Raw genomic sequence first — 20122 nt, forward strand, 5'->3', positions numbered from 1 at the left:
GACTTCTGACTAGCTTTCGCGAACGACGACGCCGTCCTGGTCGCTGTAAACGATCTCGCCGGGGTTGAAGGTGACTCCGCCGATTTCGATCGGCACGTTCTTCTCGCCCGAACCGGTTTGCGTGCTCTTGCGCGGGTTGGTGCCCAAAGCCTTGACGCCGATGTCGAGGGTGCGCAGGATCGCGGAGTCGCGGACGGCTCCGTTGACGATGACGCCGGCCCAGCCGTTGTCGACGCCGCGGCCGGCAATGATGTCGCCGACCAGGGCGGTGTGGATGCTCGCGTCACCGTCGACGACGAGGACTCCGCCGTTGCCCGGTTCACTGAGGGTCTGCTTCACGAGCAGGTTGTCCTGGAAGCACTTGATGGTGGTGATGGGGCCGGCAAAGACTTCACGTCCACCGAACTGGGTGAACTGCGTGTCGCAGCTACGGATGTCGGGTCCGATCTCGTCGGCAAGGTCAGCGGTCGCTACAGGCTCGGTCATGCCCCACAGGATAGTCGGCGGGGCTCGGGCCTAGTTGTCGTCGGGGAGTATGCCGTTCAGCACTATGTCGGCAAGAGAATCGGCAAACGGTCCCGGGTCCGAGACGTCACGGACCGACAGCGCGAAGATGGCCGCGCCAGCCATGATGTCGAGAAGAGCGTCGGCGTCGACGCCGCTTCGGATGTCGCCGCGCTCTCTCGCCGCCTCGAGTCGACGGTTCAGCTCGACGCGGACTCCGGCCAGTTGCCGCACCACGAGAACGTCGCGTAATTCCGCGTTTGTTCGCACTTCGCTCATCAATCCGGGAGCAGCGGCTCGTGTGGCGGGAGCTGCGAACAGAGCAACCGCGCCGTGCACCAGCGCGCGGATCTGATCCGTGATCGTGCCCTCGGTGCCGAGTTCGGTGTCGATGTCCGCGCCCTGTTCGACGTCGAGTACGGGATAGATCGCGTCGTTGACGATGTGTGCCTTCGACGGCCACCGACGGTAGATGGCTGGACGTCCTACTCCCGCACGCGTGGCTATGGCGTCGATGGACGTGCCCGCGTACCCCTTTTCTTCCAACAGTTGCCTGGTCGCGTCCAGTACTGCGTCGTCGATTGCAGGGTTTCGCTGCGGGCCCAGGCGGTGCTGAGTTTCGGAATCTTTGGACATTTTGGGCAAATCCCTTGCGGTATCGCTGTGATGGCCGTTACATTCTGTCACGGCTTTAGTCGATACATATTGTATCGACAATCGGCACGTGCGCATCGGCGCCACCGAACCACGAGGAGTGGTGATGAACCTTCGAACCGAAACCGAAAACTCCGGCGAAGATCCCGACTACGCCGAATTTGCCAGGCCCGGCGAATCCCGCAACGACCCGGCAGAGATGCGGCGCAGCCTCGAAGGCTGGCTCGCGACCGTGCTGTGGCGAGGCTCGAAACCTTCCGTGACCTCGGTCGAGGTGCCGGCCGCGAACGGCATGTCCAACGAAACTGTGCTTTTCGATGCGACGTGGATCGAGGACGGGATTCGAGCCGAGCATCGCTTGGTCGCCCGTATCGCCCCGCGGGACAGTGCGGTACCGATCTTTCCGTCTTACAACCTGGACCAGCAGTTTCGGGTCATGAGCGCCGTCGCCGCTCACACGTCGGTGCCGATCCCGCGGGTGTACTGGTCCGAGAGCAACCCGGACGCGCTCGGCGGCGAGTTCTTCGTGATGGAACGGCGTGAGGGCGAAATCCCGCCCGATGTCATGCCGTACACGTTCGGATCCTGGCTCTCGGAAGCTTCGGCCGACGACTGTTCTCGACTCCAGCAGTCATCGGTCCGGGTGCTCGCCGAGCTACACGCTATGGCCGATCCGCACCTCGCACTCCCCGAGTTGTGCCGCGATGGTGCCGAACCGACTGGGGCAGAAGCACTTCGCGCGCACCTTGACGACCAGCGGCGCTATTACGAGTGGGCAACAGCCGACGGACCAGGATCTCCGTTGATCGAGCGCGGTTTCGACTGGATCGAAGCGAACTTCCCCGCCGATGCCGGTTCCGCAGTGCTCTGCTGGGGTGACTCGCGGATCGGAAATGTCATCTACCGCGACTTCGAGCCGGCGGCGGTCCTCGACTGGGAGATGGCCACACTGGGGCCGCGTGAGCTGGACCTCGGCTGGATGATCTTCCAGCACAGGTTCTTCGAGGATCTCGCTGCCATGGCCGGACTCCCCGGAATGCCGGACTTCCTTCGTCGCGAGGACGTGGCAGATGCCTACCGCTCGCTTTCGGGCCACCAGGTTGTGGATCTAGATTTCTACATCCTTTACGCCGCGCTGCGGCACGCGGTGATCATGTTCCGAGTCCAAAGTCGCGCAGTGGCTTTCGGTCAGGCCGAATTCCCCGACAACCCGGACGAGATGATCCTGCACCACAAAACACTCGAAGCCATGCTCGACGGCACCTACTGGGAGTCGCTCGCAACATCCCCGCTCACAACAGGAGATGCACGATGACACTGTCCCCGCTCGACGACTACCCGGTACATCAGATCGCCGAGACCATCCGCCACGTGGGCACCTCGGATCGAAACTTCTACGACCGCTACTACTTCAACTGCCATGCAGGCGTCGACGGCGACACCGAGCCACTGTTTCTCATCATCGGTCTCGGTCAGTACCCCAATCTTGGTGTATGCGACGGCTTTGCGGTTCTTCGGCGCGGCGATGACCACATAGTCTTCCGGGCATCTCGCGCCTTGGGCGACGATCGTATGGACCTGTCAGTGGGCCCGTTGAGGATCGAGATCATGGAGGGCCTGCACCGCTTACGGGTGGTGTTGGACCCGAGTCCCGAAGCGCCGAACCTGAGCTTCGACCTCACCTTCGAATCCGACGGCCCCGCCAATCTCGAGGCCAGGCATTTCCATCGCCAGCTCGAACGAGTCACCTTCGATACTCAACGATTCGTGCAGACCGGAGCATGGTCCGGATCCTTGACCGTCGACGGCGACGCCATCCCGGTCACCCCGGAGACGTGGCGGGGTAATCGCGATCGGTCCTGGGGTGTGCGACCGGTCGGCGAAGCGGAACCGCCTGGACGCAAGGCAGATCCGGCGATAGCCGGCAGTCAGAACTTCTTCTGGATTTACTCGATCATGCAATTCGGCGACTTCACCATCGTCACGATCGTTCAAGAAGATCAGCAGGGACGCCGAATCCTCGAAGATGCGACTCGCGTCTGGGCGGACCGCTCGCGCGAGCCGGAGTGGTTGGGTCGACCGGACCACCAGCTCACCTTCATTTCCGGTACTCGCGAGGTGAAGAGCGGAACTCTGTACTTCCGGCGCCCCGGTGCACCAGGCGAATCCGACCACATCCTGGAGATCACCTGCGAACCGATACTGCCCAACTACATCGGTGTCGGCACGGGCTACGGACTCGAGCAGGATTGGCGCCACGGGATGTGGCAAGGCGAACTGGTGGTTCAAGGCCTGCGGGAAAAGGTTTCGGACATCGAACCGTGGAAGAAGATGCTGTGCCCGGTCGACAACTTGGCTCGGTTCACCCTCGTCGAGGACGGCGTAACCCGCACCGGGACAGGCCTGTTCGAGGTAGCAGTCATCGGACCTCACCAGCGATACGGGTTCACCGGAATCGGTGACGTCGCACCGTAACTCCAGCTCACCACACCACAAATCCCAAACCACAGAGAGAGGTACTGCCACATGTCCACACGCTCACGAATGTTGTTCGCTCGCGGTGCGAAGGCCGCCGCACTTGTTGTCACCGGAGGCCTGTTGTTTGCCGCTCCCGCCACGGCCATCCCGCTCGACTTGGGCTCTCTCAACGCGGGATCGGTCGATCTCGGCTCGCTCGATCCTGTGCTCGCGCCGACACCGAACTTGGCCTCCGTGGCCAACTTTCGCGACGTCGCCGGCAATGACGGTAGGGGATACGCCACCGTCGACGGCTCGCACCTCAAGCGCGGCGTCATCTACCGGTCCAATGCGCTGACCGCGACCAGCGACGCAGACAAGGCGACGCTCACCGGCCTCGGACTTGCCGACGCCTATGACCTGCGCGGCGCAACCGAGATCTCCAACCCGTTCATCGGTGGCGCGGACAAACTCCCGGACGGTGTGACGTACACGAACATCCCCATCGAGTTCAGGGATCTCACCCAGCTCGCGACGACGATCAAGTCGCCGGAGGAGGCCAAGCAGTTCTTGGTCGACACCAACCGCAGTTTTGTCACCGATCCCGTTCGCCGTGCCGGCTTCAAGCAGGTCCTCTCGGACATCGCTGCGAGTGACGGGGTGCAGTTGTTCCATTGCACCTCAGGCAAGGACCGCACGGGTTGGACCGCGGTGTTGCTGCAGACCATCGCCGGTGTCCCCGCCCAGACGATCATGGACGACTATCTGTTGAGCAACACCTACCTTCAGGCGACCAACGAGAAGATCCTTGCGCAGATCTCTCAGGCCCTGAGCCCGCAGGTGGCGACCAATCTCGAACCGGCCCTAGGTGTCGACGCTTCGTACCTGGAAGCTGGACTCGCGCAGATAGCCAGCGATTACGGAACCGTCGACGGTTATCTCACCGAAGGTCTCGGACTCACTCCGGACACGATCGCGCTTCTGAAGGCCAAGCTCGTCGACTAGTTGCGCGCCGCTAAAACGCTTGAACGAACGAGTACCAGTCGCCGTCGAACTCCTGGTATCCGATCTCGCCGTCGCGGCGGGGCTTGCCGAGATATGGTGCGCCGTCGGGTAAGTACGCCAATCCGGTCGAATCGATCAGACCGCCCTCGATGTGGAAGCGGCACCCGTTGCCGACGGGCCAGACCTGCAGGACCCGGTAGACACCAATTGTTCGGTTTTCCAACGACTTCTGGCAATCCGCGGCCACTGCTTCGAGCGAATCTTTCGACAATGCAAACGCAACATGCGAAGGGACGGACAAGGTCACGAGCGCACCGGTGACGAGCACGATCACCGGCGCGATCGTGCTCAAACGCAGAGTTTTGTACTTCATCCAGCCAATCAGGCTGAGTATCAACCACACTCCGCCCAAACCGAGCAGTACTGAGGCTGCGAGCGCAAAGAACGGAAAGTACACAACCGGCGGCATGAAGGACCACACGATGACGCCGCATGTGAGAGTGACAAGCACTGCGGTGACAATCGCTGTCACCTTCCACCAGGATGCCGGACCTCCACGCTCAGTTGTCGGATCACCGTCAGTCATCGGACAACCCTTGCACAACGCGGTAACTGCGGAGCGGCAACGAATGGAATTGTTCCACTGATTTACGTCGTGGTCGTCCTGCGTGGATCCGAAAATTGAACACTTTCGGCCCGGTCAGTGCGCTGACGCCTGAGGGTATGGTCGGATTGTGAACCAGGATCTGATCATTCGCCGCTACGTATCCTCGGATGAGGATGTGGTCGTCGACCTGTGGTCGCGCGCTGCCCGTGAAGCCCATCCGTTCCTTGCGGGTGAGGGGACGGGCGAACGCGAGCAGAAGATGCGAGAGGTTTATCTGATTCAGGCCGACAATTGGGTCGCTGAGCACAACTCCGCTGTCGTTGGACTGTTGGGAATGATCGGCTCCGAAATCGGGGGACTGTTCGTCGCGCCGGCGTCACAAGGGTTGGGCGTCGGGCGGGCGTTGGTCGAACACGCCACAACCATGCATGGCGAGGTGACACTCGAGGTCTACACCCTCAACGATCGCGCCCGCAGGTTCTATGCGCTGATGGAGTTCGAAGAAGAGGGGCGTCGACACGACGCCGAGACGAACCATGAATTGATCACCCTTCGTCGTACTGGTCGCGACTCCTCCCTCATCTAGGCATGAGAAACGCGAATCAGCCCGGGTGCCAGGAGTTCCACCACTCCACGATGGGAACCTGCTTACGCTTGGGCCTGCTGGTCTGCCTGCAGGTGCTTGACCGGGCATCCCGTGGGGAAGGTGCCGAGGTCTTCGACCTTGTAACCGTTCGGGTAGCTGCGGATGTTGGGCAGCTCGCGGGCGAATTTCCGCTTCGTACGCACGGGGAAGAACCGCAGCAGGCGCGCGCGGACCTTCAGCGCACCGCGTGAGACGACGCGCATCGCAGTGCTCGGGTGCCTGTAGTGGAAGGCGTCGAGTAGGTGATCGTCCATGAGAGCGAAGGCGAATCCCTTGACCAGAGCCTTCGGTGCCAGGTTGTTGGGCGGGAAGGTGCACATCAGGTCGAGGGTGGAATCAGCGACGGCTCGGGCACCGGGATCGAATGAAAAGTGTTCGCGCTCATAGTCGTCGAGAAGTTTGACGAAGCCCTCGTAGGTGTCCGGCGTGTCTTTGATGTTCATGTACCGACCCAGGTGGCGGTAATAATTCGTCGACCCGACGATCTCGTTGTCGGTCATCTTCCGCCAGCCGTACTCGTCGAGCCATCTGACCGGCGTGACGACGAAGGTGGCCAGGACATAGAGCATGTCGTCGTTGGAGATGTCGTACGAGCCGTGCATCTGATTCATTCGACGCACGCTCTTGCGGCCTTCGGTGCTGCTGAGGCCGTGCTCGAGGATGGCGTCGAGGATCAGGCTGGTGTCGTCGTAGCGCTTCTGAACCTTGTCGGTGAATTCGCCTGTGGAGAAGAGGAGCTTGCCGATCGAGGGGACAGCGTATGTGCGGAACAGTGCGAAGCTGAGCGCCTGATTGATGTCCCAGGGAAACTCTTGCGCCGCGAGAATGCGCGACATCTCTTCGTAATCGGTTTCGGGATCGAGTTGATCCGTGCGACTGCGGAGGTCGTAGCGCTTCATCTGAACACTCCCTGGGACTGGTCTGCGCGCGGCAGAGATAGGTGTGAGCTGCACCACCGACTGTAGTTCTGACAACACGCGTTGTCTAGGGGGTGTGAATAGTCGTCTTTCCTTCGTTTCGGGCGTTGTACCAGGGGTATCCGGAAAGTGTTGTCGACCCGAGGAGCAGCTATGAGCGTCACACGCACGGCCGGGGTTTTTGCGGCCATCGGACTACCGATTGCCGCGGGCGTCATGTTCGCCGGAGTCGCCTCGGCTGATCCGCCCCACCCTTTCGGCGGCGCCGCCGTCACTATCGGGTGTCCGAATCAGGGGTCGCTGGCCTCGTTGACCGGACTCACCGGCCAGTCCGGGCCAGAATCCAATCCGCCCATCGCCAAGGGTGACATTCGCTTCGATTCGTTCCCGGCCGCTGCACCCATCCCGGCGGCGGGTCAGGTGACCGTTGCGTGGGTCAACACCGACACGGGCAAGTCCGGAATCGTCGACCTGGTCGGTACTTATCCGTACCTGTCCGCGACGGTGAACACCGGCGTCGGCAATGTCGTTGCGACGGCGTTCGGTTCGATCAACTGGGGCAGTAGTCCCATCTGCCAGTCGAATCCGACGATCGGCAGGTTCATAGCCTGATCTTGAGCCTCATCGTCGCGGCCTGGACGGGCACAGGGTTGGCGGTATCGCGTGATTATCTGTCATCTCGGAGATACCGCCGGGTCCGCCCCATCCCATATTCTGAAACATGTTAGGTGAAAGCATATTTCAGGGATGGAAAAGGTGGCGACGTGAACGGGTCGAGCGCGCGTCAGTTGATGAGCCAGATGCTCGTCGAAAAACGAAACAGTCTTGCGCCCGAAAAGGTCGGCATGCGCTGCGAGGGTGCTCGCCGAATGCACGGCCTCAGTCGGCGCGATGTCGCGCAGATTGCCGACATCAGCTTCAATCACTATCAGCGGCTGGAACAGGGTACGTCCGTTGGTGTTTCGGCTCCGGTCATCGTGAGGATCTGCGACGCCTTGTTGATGGAAGACGACGAGAAGGCGCGCATGCTGGCATTGCACCAGGTATGGGCGCGCCCTCGTCGACCGCTGGCTGGATCCCGAGTTGCCGGATCTCAGGCTGCCGGTGAAATCTCCGGCAGGCAGCGGGCCAGTTCGTCCGGCGTGTAGAAGAAACTCCCGGCGCTCACCGGAGCGCACGGGGCAGCAAATGCTGTCTCGCGCTCGTTGTAGAGCATTCGGACCAGACGCTTACCCTCCGGTCCGGCGTAGACGTCCCACTGCACGTTCGCAGCCATCGGGCTGACCTGCGATCCGCGCCAGGGGTTGTTCGCATAGGTGTAGAGGTCGCCCTCCGCCTGCGAGACGGTGCTTCCCGGCAGTTTCAAGAGTGCCGCGAAGGGGATGATCGTTTCTGCGTGTGCAAACCGGAAATCCGCTCCCGGGACGGCGTCGTCGCCGGTGTGTTTCTGCAGGCCGCGCAGGAACTCGTCGCGCAGGACGGTTGCCATCCGGTAGGTGACGTCCTCACCGGTGAAGCCCGGGCCCTTGGCGTAGAAGTCCTCGGCATCGTTCGTGTATGCGAGCCACTGCGCGTCAGCAGGTTCGATGAACCGCTCGAAATTCCACTTGCCTTCTTCGGCCATGCCCGGAGTGATGATGTACGTGTTGTACAGCATGTACGCGGCGTCGACTTCGTTGTCGATCGTGCTGGAACCCTTGCCGCGGTCGACGAGTGAGAACTCGCCCGCGCTCAGGCGGTTGACGAAGTCCTCCGAGTAGAGCCTGAGCATCATGTGCCGTGAGACCTCGCGGGTGCGGGGAAGATCGGCGATCTGGTCGTCGACGGCTTTCAGTCGAGGATCGGACTCTTCGTAGTCCTTGTAGTCGGCGTTTGCATCCGAGTCGTGGAAGTAGAGAAGGTCGGCATCCGTGGTCACCGGCGCAACATCGCCGGCGACGGCTGGAAACGCACCGGTCAGCCCTTGCGCGAAGTTCTCGGCGCTGTCCACGGCACGGTCCACACCCGACGAGGTCAAGGTGATGGTGCCCTGCTGCGCTGCGATGGCGTCGAACAGTTGGGGGAGGCGTTCGGTGACCCGCGCGCCGAGCTGTCTGTGTTCGGTGATCCCGAGTCCGCTGAGGTTGCCGTACCCCAGCTTCTTGTTGGCGGCCATGAGATCACGGAGGGCCGGGCCGAATTCCTTGCCGACGGGGGTCAATGCGTTCTCGGCTTCGGCGATTTCCCACAGCTGCAGGCTCAGGTCGTCGTACTTCAGGCTCGACAGTGCTCTGGAACCATGGCGCGCAACACTTTCCGTGTACACGGGGGAGTATCCCGTCGGCGGCGCCTGATAGTCGGCGATGCGCTGGCCGGGAGTGTAGGGCGTCTTGGACGTGAAGCCGCCGTCGCTGACGGTCGGTATCGCTGTCGAACCGGAGCTCGAACCGGCGTCGAGCGAACCGAACTGTGACGCCGTGGCGATGGACTGGACGCTGCTGGTGACAAGCACTAGTCCGACAGCGCCGGCAGCGGCCAGCACGCCGAAGCGTGAGCTTCGCATGGTGAGTTGATCCTCTCCGTCGGTGCCGAGGTGACACGACGGAAGGAAAGTTAGAACAGCTAAGCGTCCGAATTGCTCCTATTTGCCCATGTGCAGATGGACGCGGGGTTACAAGTTTCGGATTCGCGGAGCTCAGGAGGGTTTGGCGGCAATCCCGATCGACACGGAGAGCGACAACGCGATGAGGGTCATGGCCAGCCACTGGTAGCTCTTGGGCGTGGGCTGCTTCTTACGTCCGAACTTGCTCACTGATGTCTCCCGTTTGTCCGTGGGTACTCAGCACATATTACTGTTCCATTACCTCAATGGCGCGGTCGACCGGAAACTGTGCGCGATCAGACAGCAGGCGGACCGCGAAGTCCGCCCGCTGCCCCGCGATCAAGAGATCGTGCGCAGTTCCCGTCGCAGTATCTTGCCGGTGACGGTCTTGGGCAGTTCCTCCACCAGCACCACGGAGCGTGGGTACTTGTACGCCGCCATCCGCTGCTTGCAGTGATCGATCAGATCTTCCGGGGTGACGGACGCCCCCGCGACGAGGCTGACAAACGCCTTCACCGTCTCACCGCGGTATTCGTCGGCGATCCCGACGACTGCCGCCTCACGGACTGCGGGGTGCTCGGCAAGAACGTCCTCGACCTCGCGTGGCCACACCTTGTAGCCGGACGCGATGATCATGTCCTTCTTACGGTCGACGACGTAGAACCAGCCGGCTTCGTCCATGAACCCCACGTCGCCGGTGTGGAACCACCCGTCGCGAATGGCCGACGCACTCTCCTCCGGCTTGTTCCAGTAACCGCGCACCACCTGTGGACCTCGGACGACCAGTTCGCCGATCTCTCCGATCGGCAGGACCGCACCGCCCTCGTCTTCGATGCGGACCACGGTGTTGGGTACGGGAACGCCGACAGACAGTGCTCCGGATGTGGGGTCGACCGGCGTATCCGCACCAACGGGAACGGCATGGGTCGGCGACGTGGTCTCGGTCAGCCCGTAGATGTTGTGCAGCGCAGCGCCGGTCATGGCGCGGACGGCCTCGGCGGCAGTCGGCGAGATGGGTGCGCCGCCGGAATACAGCAACCGCATGGAGGAGAAGTCTTCCGGCGCGCAACCCGGAGTGTTGAGCAGTGCCGTAAAAGCAGTGATGGCGCCGACTGTGAATGTCGGTTGGTGCTCACGAATCGCGTCGAGCATCACCTCGGGCTGGAAGCGATAGGCAAGCACCAGCGGCATTCTCGCCAGGACGGACACCGCGATGTGACCGATCAACCCCGTGATGTGGAAGAGCGGTGCAACTCCGAGAACCGTGTCTTTCGGGGTGAGCCCCAACCAGTCCCGGTACACCTGGGCGTTGAAGGTCATGTTCGCGTGAGAGGTCATCGCTCCCTTCGGCGGACCGGTGGTTCCCGACGTATAGGTCAGTACCGCAATGTCTTCCGGTGCAGCGTCAGTGGTGATCGGATCGCCGAGACGATGTTCGTCGATCAGCGTCGCGAGATCGTCGGTACCGAGATCCTTCTTGACGATTTCGTCGAAAATCCTCGGATCGTTGCGACTTTGGTACTCGAGTTCCGAGGTGGTGATAACTCGCCTGACCGGCGAGTCGGAGACGACATTGCGGCCGACGGACTCGTAGAGCCCCTCGAGAGCGATCAGAACCGCTGCTCCGGAATCTTCGAGTTGGTATCCCAGTTCTCGTTCACGGCTCATGGGATTGATCGAGACTGCGACGCCGCCGGCTTTCCAGATTCCGGCGAGCGCAAGCACGAACTGCGGAACGTTCTGGAGGAACAGAGCGACGCGGTCACCCTTCACCAGTCCACCGGCTCGGAGTGCTCGGGCCAGGGCGTCACTCTGCTGATCCACTTCGGCGTAACTGAGTTGACCGTCGAAGTACTTCACAGCCGTGGCGTCCGGATCAGAGCGGACCGCCGCTGCCAACATTTCGAGCATCGTGGGGTGTTCGACGTCGATGTCGGGGGGAACGTGGTTGCGGTACAACGCCAACCAAGGGCGATCTTCGTATGTCATTTGATGGCAACCGGATTCACGGGAGAGCCGCTGGCCTTGGCAACCTTGAGTGGCGCGGCGACGTACAGGAACGTGTACTGGCCGTCGGCCGCGCAGTCCGCGGCCAGCTTCTCCAGATCGCAGATCTCGGTGAACACCACTCCGAGGTTGCGCATCAATGCGTTGTGGAGAACCAGTGCCACACCGTTTTCGGGGTCGGTGGTGACCTCGTTGGCAATGGTGTCAGTGACAAGGTTGGGGATCTCCATGTCCTGGAACCACTGGACGAGTTCGGGGCTGTAGATCAGGCCGGGCTCGCAGAAGCCCTCGTAGAAGGCTTCGCCCTGGTCGAAGAACAGCTTGAGGAAGTTGGTGCGGATGACGAGGATGTCACGCTTCTCGATGGTGACCCCCTGCGCTTCGGCACAGGCCAAAAGATCATGGTGCGTGAAGGTTTCGGCCTTGTCGAGGTTTTCCTTGCCGCGGAACTTTGCCATGTCGAGAAGTACTGCGCGTCCGACGACGCCACGGTCGGCAATCGGTTCGACGCTGGCCTTCTCGAGGCCGCCGACTGTCGTGTCAGCGGAGTATCCGTTCCACAGGGCGCCGTCGTACCAGACGTGTCCGAGCGCGTCGTACTGCGTCGAACCCTGCAGGAACGCGTCGATCTTGTCGTCCGCGTAATGCAGGCCGCCGGGGAAGTTGGGTGCGTCGTCGCCGTCCCAGCTGCTCTCGTCGAAGATCTGTGTGCGCTCGGCGGGGCTCCGGCCCGGCCAGACCGGATCACCCTTGGGATCGCCGATAAGACGTTGGAGTGTGAACACGGAACCCTGCTTGATGGTTCCGACGCCACGAAGCACCTGTCCGGCGTCGAGGTAGTTCAGTGAACCGACCTCGTCGGACTCTCCCCACTTGCCCCAGTTGCTGGGTGCGTCGCGCAGGAGTTCTCCAAGATATGGCGCCTCGGTCATGGTGATTCGATCCTCTCGCTACCGACACCGAACGATCGCTCGGGCGGACCTGGGTCTTTGTGATCCACATCATGTTCAGGCCGATAATCAGTAGTCAACAGGTTCACCGATTGCCGTGGTCATCGCATTGTTGGAAATCCAATGTTCGGGAATACTGAACACTGTGACCGAATTCGAGAATGCCGTCCTGATCGGAGCGTCGATCCGGCAAGCGCGGCGTCACAGCGGGCTCTCGCTGCGTGAATTGGCCAGGCGTCTCGATGTCAGCCCGGCTACCCTCAGCGCTGTCGAGACCGGAAAGACCAGAGTCAGCGTCGACCGGTTGGCGGCAATCGGCGGGATTCTCGGAGTGCGTTTCGACGCTCTGCTCCCGGCTGCGATAGTGCGTCCGCCGGAACAGCCGCGATGGGGAGGCGACGACGCCGACCCGGACGCACATTTTCGCCCGAACGAGTGGCGAAGGTTCGGTCCGAGTTCGTTCGATCCGGTGTTGGCTGCAGCGCTCGCGGAGATGGTGAAGACCGGATATCACGGCGCTGCGATGCGTGAGATCGCCAAACGTGCGCAGATGAGTGTTCCGGGTCTGTATCACCACTATTCCAGCAAGCAACAGATGTTGGCCGAAATTCTCGACCTCACCATGGCTGAACTGAACACGAGATCGTTGGCGGCTATCGACGAGGGCGAAAGTCCCTCCGAAAGGCTGGCTTTCCTCGTCGAATGTGTGACCTTGTTCCATATCTATCGGCGTGATCAAGGATTCCTCGGCGCCAGCGAAATGCGCAGTCTCACAGCCGAGAACAGGTTGCGCATCACGGAATCACGCAACTACCAGCAATGGTTGATGACGAAGCAGGTGGACGACGGAATCGCCGCCGGTGTGTTCGAGACGGATCGGCCGAGACAGGCCGCGCGTGCGATTGTCGTGATGTGTGTCTCTGTCGCGCAATGGTATCGGCCGAGCGGACCACAAACGCCCGAGGAAATTGCACGCGACTACGCGCGTTTTGCACTGGATCTGGTGCGCCTTCAGCGACCGTGACGGACGTCATCCGGTTCGGGTGATGCGCCAGCGGGCAAAGGGGTCCATGCTTGGAAGGTATCCGTACCGCGACTCGAGTAAGGAACGAAACCCAATGTCTTCCAATCTGTCTCACAAGGCCTACATGATCGGTGCCGGCATCGGAAACCTCTCGGCTGCCGTCTATCTGATTCGAGACGGTGAGTGGAACGGTGAGGACATCACCATCATGGGCCTGGACATGCACGGAGCGAACGACGGCGAATCTGCCGCTACCTTCCAGCACCAGTACGGCCATCGCGAACTCGGTAACGACGCGGGTTTCATCAATCGTGGCGGTCGCATGCTCAACGAGGAGACCTATGAGAACCTCTGGGACGTGCTGAGTGTGGTTCCGTCGCTGGACAACCCGGGAAAATCGGTGACGGATGACATTCTCGATTTCGACCACGCACATCCGACGCACGACGTCGCACGATTGATCGATCGCGACGGTATTCGCAACAAGGGTGAAAACGACTACAAGCACATGCAATTCGACAACAAGGATCGGTACTTGTTGACGAAGCTGATGACGATGCCGGAGTCGGACGAGGCAAAACTCGACGACATCAGTATCGAGCAGTGGTTCGAGGACACTCCGCACTTCTTCACCACCAACTTCTGGTACATGTGGGAGACCACATTTGCTTTCAAGCGGGTGAGTTCGGCGATGGAGCTGCGCCGGTACATGAACCGAATGATTCTCGAGTTCAGTCGCATTCAAACTCTTGCCGGTGTCACCAGATCCCCGTACAACCAGTACGAGAGCATCATCTTGCCGATGCGGGCCTTCCTCGAAGGCAAGGGCGTGAAGTTCGTCAACGAACTGAAGATCACGGAGTTCGTGTTCAAGGACACCCCGCTACGAGACGAGATCATCGTGACGGGACTCGATTACGAAAACGTCCGCACCGGTGAGAAGGGCCGAATCGACGTGGCGGAGGGCGATTTCGTCTTCGACACCAACGGCAGCATCACCGACAGTTCTTCGATCGGCGATCTGGATACCCCGATCGTCGAAGACATGAGATACGCACCGAGTGCGCTGCTGTGGAAGCAGGCCACCGAGCATTTCTACGATCTCGGGAATCCCGACAAGTTCTTCGGGGACCGGGCGCAGAGTGAGTGGACCAGCTTCACCGTCACCACTTCGTCACACGAGCTCATCAACGAGATTTCCCGAATCACCAAGCAGCTCCCCGGAAATGCGCTCAACACATTCGTGGACTCGAACGTGCTTCTCTCGATCGTGGTCCACCATCAGCCGCACTACCACGCGCAGAAGGAGAACGAAGGAGTCTTCTGGGGTTACTGTCTGTTCCCGCGCAAGGACGGCGACTACGTGAAGAAGCCGTTCATCGAGATGACCGGGCGGGAAATGCTGGAAGAGACGCTCGGACACCTCGAGGCGCTCGACGAGAGCGGTGCGCTCGCCGCGCGTCGACAAGAGATCACCGGCAGCGTCGTGAATTCGATTCCCAGCCATATGCCTTACGCCAGTGCGCTGTTCAATCGGCGCGCCGTCGGCGACCGGCCGCTGGTGGTGCCGAAGCACTCCAAGAACCTGGCGTTCATCAGTCAGTTCGCGGAGTTGCCGTTCGACATGGTGTTCACCGAGCAGTACTCGGTGCGCTGTGCTCAGGTAGCCGTCTACAAGTTCCTGGGGATTCCGGAAGACAAGCTCACCAAGATGCATCACTACGAGAAGGATCCGAAGGTCCTCGCCAAGGCCGCAGTGACGATGTTCCGCTGAGGGGTGCTCAGCGACCGTGCCGCTTCTCGTAGTCCTCGCGAGTGCGATCGGCACGGCGCTGGGCCTTCTCGTCGAGCAGTTCGGGATCGAGTCCGTGGCTCAGCAGGCGGTGACGGCGGTAGATGGTCCCGAGCGCCACGACGAAGTACGCGAGCGGGATGAGCAACAAGGCCATCATGGCCAAGGGAATCCAGATCGGTCCCGGAATCAAGAGGAACAGCAGAAGGATCAGCGTCGCCGGCACGGTGAAGCGGATGATGTAGCGGGCCTGGGCACCCGGTCCGACCAGATCGTTCCGCACCCAGTCCTGGTACCGGTCGGGGAGCGTCTTCCCCAGGAGGTATCCGCAGTACTGAGAAAAGTTCGGGCGAGTCTGTTCGGCCATGGCATCCAGGATAGTGCCTGGTACTGCCGCTTACACCGGTGCCTTGAACGTGCGTCGGTAGGCGCTCGGTGAAACGCCGAGGGCCTCGTTCATGTGTTGACGCATGGATGTCGCAGTCCCGAAGCCGGTTCGAGCAGCAATCGCATCGATCGACAGATCGGATTCCTCCAGTAGTTCCCGCGCCCGATCGACGCGTCTGCTGGTCAACCAGCGGTTCGGTGTGGTTCCGACTTCGTCGCGGAATCGACGGCTGAACGTGCGGACGCTCATGTTGGCGCGCGTCGCCAGGTCCGCCAGGGTGATCGGGTCGTCGAGATGTTCGAGGGCCCAGTGCCGAGCGTCGGCAGTCGATTCCGAAGGCTTGTCGGCCAGGGGGCGTCGGATGTACTGAGCTTGACCACCGTCGCGCCACGGCGGTACGACGCAACGCCTCGCGACGGTGTTCGCCACTTCCATGCCGTGGTCACGCCTGACGATATGCAGGCAGAGGTCGACTCCCGACGCCACCCCGGCCGAGGTCAGGATGTGGCCTTCGTCGACGAACAGCACGTCCGGATCCACGTTCACCTTGGGATAGACACGCTGGAAATGGTCGGTGTTACGCCAGTGCGTCGTGGCGCGGAGTCCGTCGAGCAAACCCGCCGCGGCGAGGATGTACGACCCGGTGCAGATCGAGACCAGCCGAGTGCCCGGCCGGATGTGTTGGAAAGCTGCGGCCAACTCGGGGGAGAGGTAACCGTCTTCGTAGGCCGGACCCAACTCGTACGACGCGGGGATGACGACGGTGTCGGCGGTGGCGAGCAACTCGCTCCCGTGGTCGACCGAGATGCTGAAGTCTGCGTCGGTCTGCACGGGATTGCCGTCGACGGTGCACGTCAGGATCTCGTACAGCGGCCGATCCTCGACGTCGAGGGCACGTCCGAAGATGCGCGCCGGGATGCCGAGTTCGAAGGGGATGACTCCATTCAGAGCCAGTACGACGACGCGATGCGGACCAGACATGGCTTGATTCTTTCATATATTGGCAATCTGGCCACTGTTCTCGATCGAATCCGAACTGCAGAATTCTCTCTGTGACTTCTGAGACCGCTCTCCCCGAATCAGGCCAACAGCAGGTGAGCCCGCCGCGCTTTCACCGCGCCTGGTCCGTCGCGATCGTGGCATTCCTGGCGTTGGTCGGTGCGGCGAGCTTCCGCGCTGCCCCATCGGTGCTGATCGATCCGCTGCACGAAGATTTCGGGTGGTCGCGCGCCAGCATCTCGGCGGCCGTCTCGGTCAACCTGATTCTGTACGGGTTGACCTCGCCGTTCGCTGCTGCCCTGATGGAGAGGTTCGGTATCCGGGCGGTCGTCACCTCGGCGTTGGCGCTCATCTCGCTCGGCAGTGGTCTCACCATCTTCATGACCTCGAGTTGGCAGCTCATTCTGCTGTGGGGTGTCTTCGTCGGTCTCGGTACCGGTTCGATGGCGCTGGCGTTTGTCGCCACCGTCGTCGATCGCTGGTTCGTCGAGAAGCGTGGTCTCGTGACCGGCATCCTGACGGCCGGTGGTGCTGCCGGTCAGCTGGTGTTCCTTCCGGTCCTGGCGAAGATCGCCGAAACGTACGACTGGAAGAGCGTCGCCTTCACAGTTTCGTTTGCCGCGCTGGCCGTCGTGCCGTTCGTTCTGCTGTTCCTGCGCAACTATCCGTCCGACGTGGGTACGACGCCGTACGGCGCGCCCGCCGATTACGCCCCACCAGCCAAGCCTGTCTACCAGCGCGGCGGCGCCGGGGGCCGGGCGATCTCGGTGCTGGTGATGGCGTCGAAGACCAAGGTGTTCTGGCTTCTCGCCGGTACCTTCGCGATCTGCGGCGCGAGCACCAACGGACTGATCGGCACGCACTTCGTCCCGGCGTCGCACGACCACGGAATGCCGATCACGACTGCCGCGTCCCTGTTGGCGTTGATCGGAATCCTCGACATGGTCGGCACCATCGCTTCGGGTTGGTTCACCGACCGGATGGACTCGCGAAAACTTCTCGGCATCTACTACCTGTTCCGCGGAATCTCGCTGCTCTTCCTGCCGCTGCTGCTCGCCAACACCGTGAATCCGCCGATGATCGCGTTTGTCATCTTCTACGGGCTCGACTGGGTGGCGACGGTTCCGCCGACCGTCGCGCTGTGCCGTCAACACTTCGGCGCCGACGCCCCCATCGTGTTCGGTTGGGTGCTGGCATCGCACCAGATCGGTGCGGGTCTGGTGGCCTTCTTGGCCGGCCTCGTTCGTGATCAGATCGGCTCGTACGACGCTGCCTTCTTGGTGGCCGGCGCGCTCTGCGCGATCGCTGCAGTCATGTCGTTGTTGATCGCAAAACGTCCGAAAGAGGCAGTATTGGTTGACTCTGTCTGATTCGGCACTGTGATCGGTACCACCGACGGGGTAAGTTGTGTGTAACTCCAAGAACTACTCACCAGTAGGGGTACTGAAATGCCTGCTCCGTCCGCTGCGACCTTCTCGCGGCTCGCCGATCTGATCGCCATCGACAATGTTGCCGATCGCCCGACGAAGTCCATCACCGAGGTGTTCACCGGCAAGGAGCTGGCGACCATCCCCGTCGGCACCGCCGACGACGCACTTGCGGCCATCGCCCGTGCCCGCGTCGCCCAGAAGGAATGGGCCAAGCGCTCCGTCCTCGACCGCGCTGCCGTCTTCCACCGCTACCGCGATCTCATCCTCGAGAACCGCGACGCCCTCATGGACATGGCTCAGGCCGAGACCGGAAAGTCGCGTACCGCAGCTCAGGAAGAAGTCCTCGACATCTCGATGACGTCGCGTCACTACGCACGTGTGGCGCCGAAGCTGCTGCGCCCGCGTCGCGTCTCCGGCATGCTCCCGGGTCTGACGAAGACCGTCGTCCGCTACCAGCCCAAGGGCGTAGTCGGCGTCATCTCGCCGTGGAACTACCCGATGACGCTGGCCGTGTCTGACGCCATCGCCGCGCTGCTCGCCGGTAACGCCGTTGTCCTCAAGCCGGACAGCCAGACACCGTACTGCGCGCTCGCCTGCGTCGAACTGCTCTACAAGGCGGGTCTGCCTCGCGACCTCTTCGCCGTGGTTCCCGGGCCGGGCTCCGTCGTCGGCACCGCCCTGGTCGAGAACACCGATTACCTCATGTTCACCGGTTCCACCGCGACCGGTCAGCTCCTCGCCGAGCAGGCCGGCCGTCGACTGATCGGCTTCTCCGCCGAACTCGGTGGCAAGAACCCGATGATCGTCGCGGCCGGCGCAGACCTGCGCGAGGTCACCGACGCCGCTGTGCGTGCGTGCTTCTCCAACTCCGGTCAGCTGTGCATCTCCATCGAGCGCATCTACGTCGAAGAGTCCATCGCACCCGAGTTCATCCGCATGTTCGGTGACCGCGTCAAGAAGATGAACCTCGCCGCCGGATACGAATTCGGAATCGAGATGGGCAGCCTCGTCTCCGAGGCGCAGGTCAAGGCAATCTCCGCTCATGTCGACGACGCAGTGGTCAAGGGCGCCACCGTCATTGCCGGTGGAAAGGCCCGGCCGGACATCGGACCGCTGTTCTACGAGCCCACCCTGCTCACCGGGGTTCCCGAAGACGCCGAGTGCTACCGCGACGAGACCTTCGGGCCGCTCGTCTCGATTTACCCCGTCAAGGACGTCGAAGAGGCCATCGCTGCGGCCAACGACACCGAGTACGGCCTCAACGCCAGTGTGTGGGCTGGAAGCAAGGCTGCCGGCGAAGCCATCGCAGCGCGCATCCACGCCGGCACCGTCAACGTCGACGAGGGTTACGCACCCACCTGGGGCAGCACCGCAGCACCGATGGGTGGCATGGGTGTCTCGGGCGTCGGTCGTCGTCACGGCGCCGAGGGGCTGATCAAGTACACCGAACCGCAGACCGTTGCCACCACTCGCGTCATGAATCTCGGTGGACCGCGCGGACTTCCGGCCAAGGTGTGGGCAAAGCTCATGCCTCACGCCATCAAGATCATGTCCTGGGTTCCGGGCCGGTAACGGGTGGAAACCGCCAGCGCGTACATCGAGGCAACGCCGGTATCGGTGTGGAAGGTTGTCAGCGACATCGAAGGTATGGGTCGCTTCAGTCCTGAAAACACCGGTGGAACATGGACTTCCGGAACTCCGGGCACTGTGGGTGCAAAGTTCAAGGGCACCAACAAGCATGGTCTGATTCGGTGGAGCACGCACTGCACGGTGGTCGACGTGGTCGACTGCCGGAGGTTCTCCTTCGAATCGGACGAGCCGAAAGCGCGGTGGACCTTTGTGCTCGAGCCTTCGGGAACGGGCACCGTGCTTACCGAGACTCGTGAGATCTATGCGACGCCTGCGCTTTACGTGCGCATGATGTCGGGTAGCGGCCTACTCGGTCGGGGTCGAGATCAGCTGATGCAGACCGGAATGGAAACTACTCTGGCGCGCATCAAGGCGTTTCTGGAGAGCTAGAAACTTACACAAGTGGGGGGGGACGCGGTTGGGGTGGCGCCCCCCATAGTTTTGTGTTAAGGGTGGGCAGCACGCCGGGGTGGGTAGTCGACACCCCAATGAAGCGCGTTGCCGCCGTGGGGGAAGGCCAGCCCACCCGACA

20 protein-coding genes are annotated in these 20122 nt (G+C 61.9%); 11 read left to right on the forward strand and 9 right to left on the reverse strand.

Features of this window, described 5'->3' with window-relative positions:
* Positions 1 to 9: 9 nt before the first annotated feature.
* Positions 10 to 486: a ribonuclease E activity regulator RraA gene (rraA, locus tag M1L53_RS03740; RefSeq protein WP_003943552.1), complete on the reverse strand. Its 477-nt coding sequence runs from the start codon at positions 484 to 486 to the stop codon at positions 10 to 12.
* 30 nt (positions 487 to 516) lie between these two features.
* The gene (locus M1L53_RS03745) at positions 517 to 1140 is read right to left on the reverse strand and encodes a TetR/AcrR family transcriptional regulator (protein WP_003943532.1); all 624 of its coding nucleotides are present in this window, start codon (positions 1138 to 1140) and stop codon (positions 517 to 519) included.
* Positions 1141 to 1264: 124 nt separating this feature from the next.
* Here M1L53_RS03745 and M1L53_RS03750 point away from each other — a divergent pair, with 124 nt between their 5' ends.
* The 3 genes from M1L53_RS03750 to M1L53_RS03760 are packed head-to-tail and all read left to right on the forward strand — an operon-like array spanning position 1265 to position 4620.
* Complete coding sequence (locus M1L53_RS03750) at positions 1265 to 2473, forward strand: phosphotransferase family protein (RefSeq protein ID WP_054188744.1); 1209 nt, start codon at positions 1265 to 1267, stop codon at positions 2471 to 2473.
* A complete protein-coding gene (locus M1L53_RS03755; RefSeq protein ID WP_054188714.1) occupies positions 2470 to 3633 on the forward strand; it encodes a hypothetical protein in 1164 nt (387 codons plus the stop codon). The genes M1L53_RS03750 and M1L53_RS03755 overlap by 4 nt, the downstream gene beginning before the upstream one ends.
* A 51-nt stretch (positions 3634 to 3684) precedes the next feature.
* Positions 3685 to 4620: a tyrosine-protein phosphatase gene (locus tag M1L53_RS03760; protein WP_054188713.1), complete on the forward strand. Its 936-nt coding sequence runs from the start codon at positions 3685 to 3687 to the stop codon at positions 4618 to 4620.
* Between the two features lie 10 nt (positions 4621 to 4630).
* On the opposite strand, the gene M1L53_RS03765 is transcribed toward M1L53_RS03760, so the two are convergent.
* Positions 4631 to 5206, reverse strand: coding sequence for a hypothetical protein (locus tag M1L53_RS03765; protein ID WP_232319104.1), 576 nt, complete (start codon positions 5204 to 5206; stop codon positions 4631 to 4633).
* Between the two features lie 148 nt (positions 5207 to 5354).
* Here M1L53_RS03765 and M1L53_RS03770 point away from each other — a divergent pair, with 148 nt between their 5' ends.
* Positions 5355 to 5813 carry a GNAT family N-acetyltransferase gene (locus M1L53_RS03770; protein ID WP_042920782.1) on the forward strand — a complete coding sequence of 153 codons (459 nt, stop codon included), beginning with the start codon at positions 5355 to 5357 and terminating at the stop codon, positions 5811 to 5813.
* Positions 5814 to 5875: 62 nt separating this feature from the next.
* On the opposite strand, the gene M1L53_RS03775 is transcribed toward M1L53_RS03770, so the two are convergent.
* Complete coding sequence (locus M1L53_RS03775; RefSeq protein ID WP_003943533.1) at positions 5876 to 6772, reverse strand: oxygenase MpaB family protein; 897 nt, start codon at positions 6770 to 6772, stop codon at positions 5876 to 5878.
* A gap of 171 nt (positions 6773 to 6943) precedes the next feature.
* Here M1L53_RS03775 and M1L53_RS03780 point away from each other — a divergent pair, with 171 nt between their 5' ends.
* Both M1L53_RS03780 and M1L53_RS03785 read left to right on the forward strand, forming a co-directional pair.
* Positions 6944 to 7402: a hypothetical protein gene (locus M1L53_RS03780; RefSeq protein WP_054188712.1), complete on the forward strand. Its 459-nt coding sequence runs from the start codon at positions 6944 to 6946 to the stop codon at positions 7400 to 7402.
* Between the two features lie 152 nt (positions 7403 to 7554).
* Positions 7555 to 7938: a helix-turn-helix domain-containing protein gene (locus M1L53_RS03785; RefSeq protein ID WP_058227381.1), complete on the forward strand. Its 384-nt coding sequence runs from the start codon at positions 7555 to 7557 to the stop codon at positions 7936 to 7938.
* Here the strand turns inward: M1L53_RS03785 and M1L53_RS03790 are convergent.
* The 3 genes from M1L53_RS03790 to M1L53_RS03800 all read right to left on the reverse strand — a co-directional run bounded on the left by M1L53_RS03790 (position 7884) and on the right by M1L53_RS03800 (position 12310).
* Complete coding sequence (locus M1L53_RS03790) at positions 7884 to 9332, reverse strand: histidine-type phosphatase (protein WP_054188711.1); 1449 nt, start codon at positions 9330 to 9332, stop codon at positions 7884 to 7886. The two genes, M1L53_RS03785 and M1L53_RS03790, sit on opposite strands and share 55 nt — an antisense overlap.
* Before the next feature lie 378 nt (positions 9333 to 9710).
* Positions 9711 to 11360, reverse strand: a complete 1650-nt coding sequence (locus tag M1L53_RS03795; RefSeq protein WP_054188710.1) for a class I adenylate-forming enzyme family protein — start codon at positions 11358 to 11360, stop codon at positions 9711 to 9713.
* Complete coding sequence (locus M1L53_RS03800; protein WP_007735859.1) at positions 11357 to 12310, reverse strand: cyclase family protein; 954 nt, start codon at positions 12308 to 12310, stop codon at positions 11357 to 11359. Before M1L53_RS03800 ends, M1L53_RS03795 begins: the two co-directional genes overlap by 4 nt.
* A 163-nt stretch (positions 12311 to 12473) precedes the next feature.
* Between M1L53_RS03800 and M1L53_RS03805 the strand changes: the two genes are divergently transcribed.
* Together M1L53_RS03805 and M1L53_RS03810 are read left to right on the forward strand one after the other, a co-directional pair.
* Positions 12474 to 13352: a TetR family transcriptional regulator gene (locus tag M1L53_RS03805; RefSeq protein WP_223304632.1), complete on the forward strand. Its 879-nt coding sequence runs from the start codon at positions 12474 to 12476 to the stop codon at positions 13350 to 13352.
* Positions 13353 to 13398: 46 nt separating this feature from the next.
* On the forward strand, positions 13399 to 15126 hold the full coding sequence (locus tag M1L53_RS03810) for an oleate hydratase (protein WP_083471247.1): 1728 nt from the start codon (positions 13399 to 13401) through the stop codon (positions 15124 to 15126).
* 7 nt (positions 15127 to 15133) lie between these two features.
* Here M1L53_RS03810 and M1L53_RS03815 read toward each other — a convergent pair whose 3' ends face one another.
* Together M1L53_RS03815 and M1L53_RS03820 are read right to left on the reverse strand one after the other, a co-directional pair.
* Positions 15134 to 15511 carry a DUF5313 family protein gene (locus M1L53_RS03815; protein ID WP_054188707.1) on the reverse strand — a complete coding sequence of 126 codons (378 nt, stop codon included), beginning with the start codon at positions 15509 to 15511 and terminating at the stop codon, positions 15134 to 15136.
* A gap of 30 nt (positions 15512 to 15541) precedes the next feature.
* Positions 15542 to 16513, reverse strand: coding sequence for a GlxA family transcriptional regulator (locus M1L53_RS03820; RefSeq protein WP_007735863.1), 972 nt, complete (start codon positions 16511 to 16513; stop codon positions 15542 to 15544).
* Between the two features lie 71 nt (positions 16514 to 16584).
* Here M1L53_RS03820 and M1L53_RS03825 point away from each other — a divergent pair, with 71 nt between their 5' ends.
* The 3 genes from M1L53_RS03825 (at position 16585) to M1L53_RS03835 (ending at position 19980) form a co-directional block, all read left to right on the forward strand.
* Positions 16585 to 17901 carry an MFS transporter gene (locus M1L53_RS03825; protein WP_030536659.1) on the forward strand — a complete coding sequence of 439 codons (1317 nt, stop codon included), beginning with the start codon at positions 16585 to 16587 and terminating at the stop codon, positions 17899 to 17901.
* A gap of 78 nt (positions 17902 to 17979) precedes the next feature.
* Entirely contained in the window at positions 17980 to 19533 is a 1554-nt protein-coding gene (locus tag M1L53_RS03830) for a succinic semialdehyde dehydrogenase (RefSeq protein WP_003943578.1), read from the forward strand.
* 3 nt (positions 19534 to 19536) lie between these two features.
* Positions 19537 to 19980, forward strand: coding sequence for an SRPBCC family protein (locus tag M1L53_RS03835; protein WP_003943564.1), 444 nt, complete (start codon positions 19537 to 19539; stop codon positions 19978 to 19980).
* Positions 19981 to 20122: the final 142 nt, after the last annotated feature.

The organism is Rhodococcus sp. T9N (assembly GCF_024436645.1).
In the GTDB taxonomy this organism is placed as follows: Bacteria; Actinomycetota; Actinomycetes; order Mycobacteriales; family Mycobacteriaceae; genus Rhodococcus_F; species Rhodococcus_F qingshengii.

Coding starts and splice junctions, on each gene's coding strand:
- M1L53_RS03775 (WP_003943533.1), bottom strand. CDS start 6,772: ATGAAGCGCTACGACCTCCGCAGTCGCACGGATCAACTCGATCCCGAA.
- M1L53_RS03790 (WP_054188711.1), bottom strand. CDS start 9,332: ATGCGAAGCTCACGCTTCGGCGTGCTGGCCGCTGCCGGCGCTGTCGGA.
- M1L53_RS03750 (WP_054188744.1), top strand. CDS start 1,265: ATGAACCTTCGAACCGAAACCGAAAACTCCGGCGAAGATCCCGACTAC.
- M1L53_RS03745 (WP_003943532.1), bottom strand. CDS start 1,140: ATGTCCAAAGATTCCGAAACTCAGCACCGCCTGGGCCCGCAGCGAAAC.
- M1L53_RS03820 (WP_007735863.1), bottom strand. CDS start 16,513: ATGTCTGGTCCGCATCGCGTCGTCGTACTGGCTCTGAATGGAGTCATC.
- M1L53_RS03760 (WP_054188713.1), top strand. CDS start 3,685: ATGTCCACACGCTCACGAATGTTGTTCGCTCGCGGTGCGAAGGCCGCC.
- M1L53_RS03780 (WP_054188712.1), top strand. CDS start 6,944: ATGAGCGTCACACGCACGGCCGGGGTTTTTGCGGCCATCGGACTACCG.
- M1L53_RS03830 (WP_003943578.1), top strand. CDS start 17,980: ATGCCTGCTCCGTCCGCTGCGACCTTCTCGCGGCTCGCCGATCTGATC.
- M1L53_RS03815 (WP_054188707.1), bottom strand. CDS start 15,511: ATGGCCGAACAGACTCGCCCGAACTTTTCTCAGTACTGCGGATACCTC.
- M1L53_RS03755 (WP_054188714.1), top strand. CDS start 2,470: ATGACACTGTCCCCGCTCGACGACTACCCGGTACATCAGATCGCCGAG.
- M1L53_RS03810 (WP_083471247.1), top strand. CDS start 13,399: ATGCTTGGAAGGTATCCGTACCGCGACTCGAGTAAGGAACGAAACCCA.
- M1L53_RS03795 (WP_054188710.1), bottom strand. CDS start 11,360: ATGACATACGAAGATCGCCCTTGGTTGGCGTTGTACCGCAACCACGTT.
- M1L53_RS03765 (WP_232319104.1), bottom strand. CDS start 5,206: ATGACTGACGGTGATCCGACAACTGAGCGTGGAGGTCCGGCATCCTGG.
- M1L53_RS03800 (WP_007735859.1), bottom strand. CDS start 12,310: ATGACCGAGGCGCCATATCTTGGAGAACTCCTGCGCGACGCACCCAGC.
- rraA (WP_003943552.1), bottom strand. CDS start 486: ATGACCGAGCCTGTAGCGACCGCTGACCTTGCCGACGAGATCGGACCC.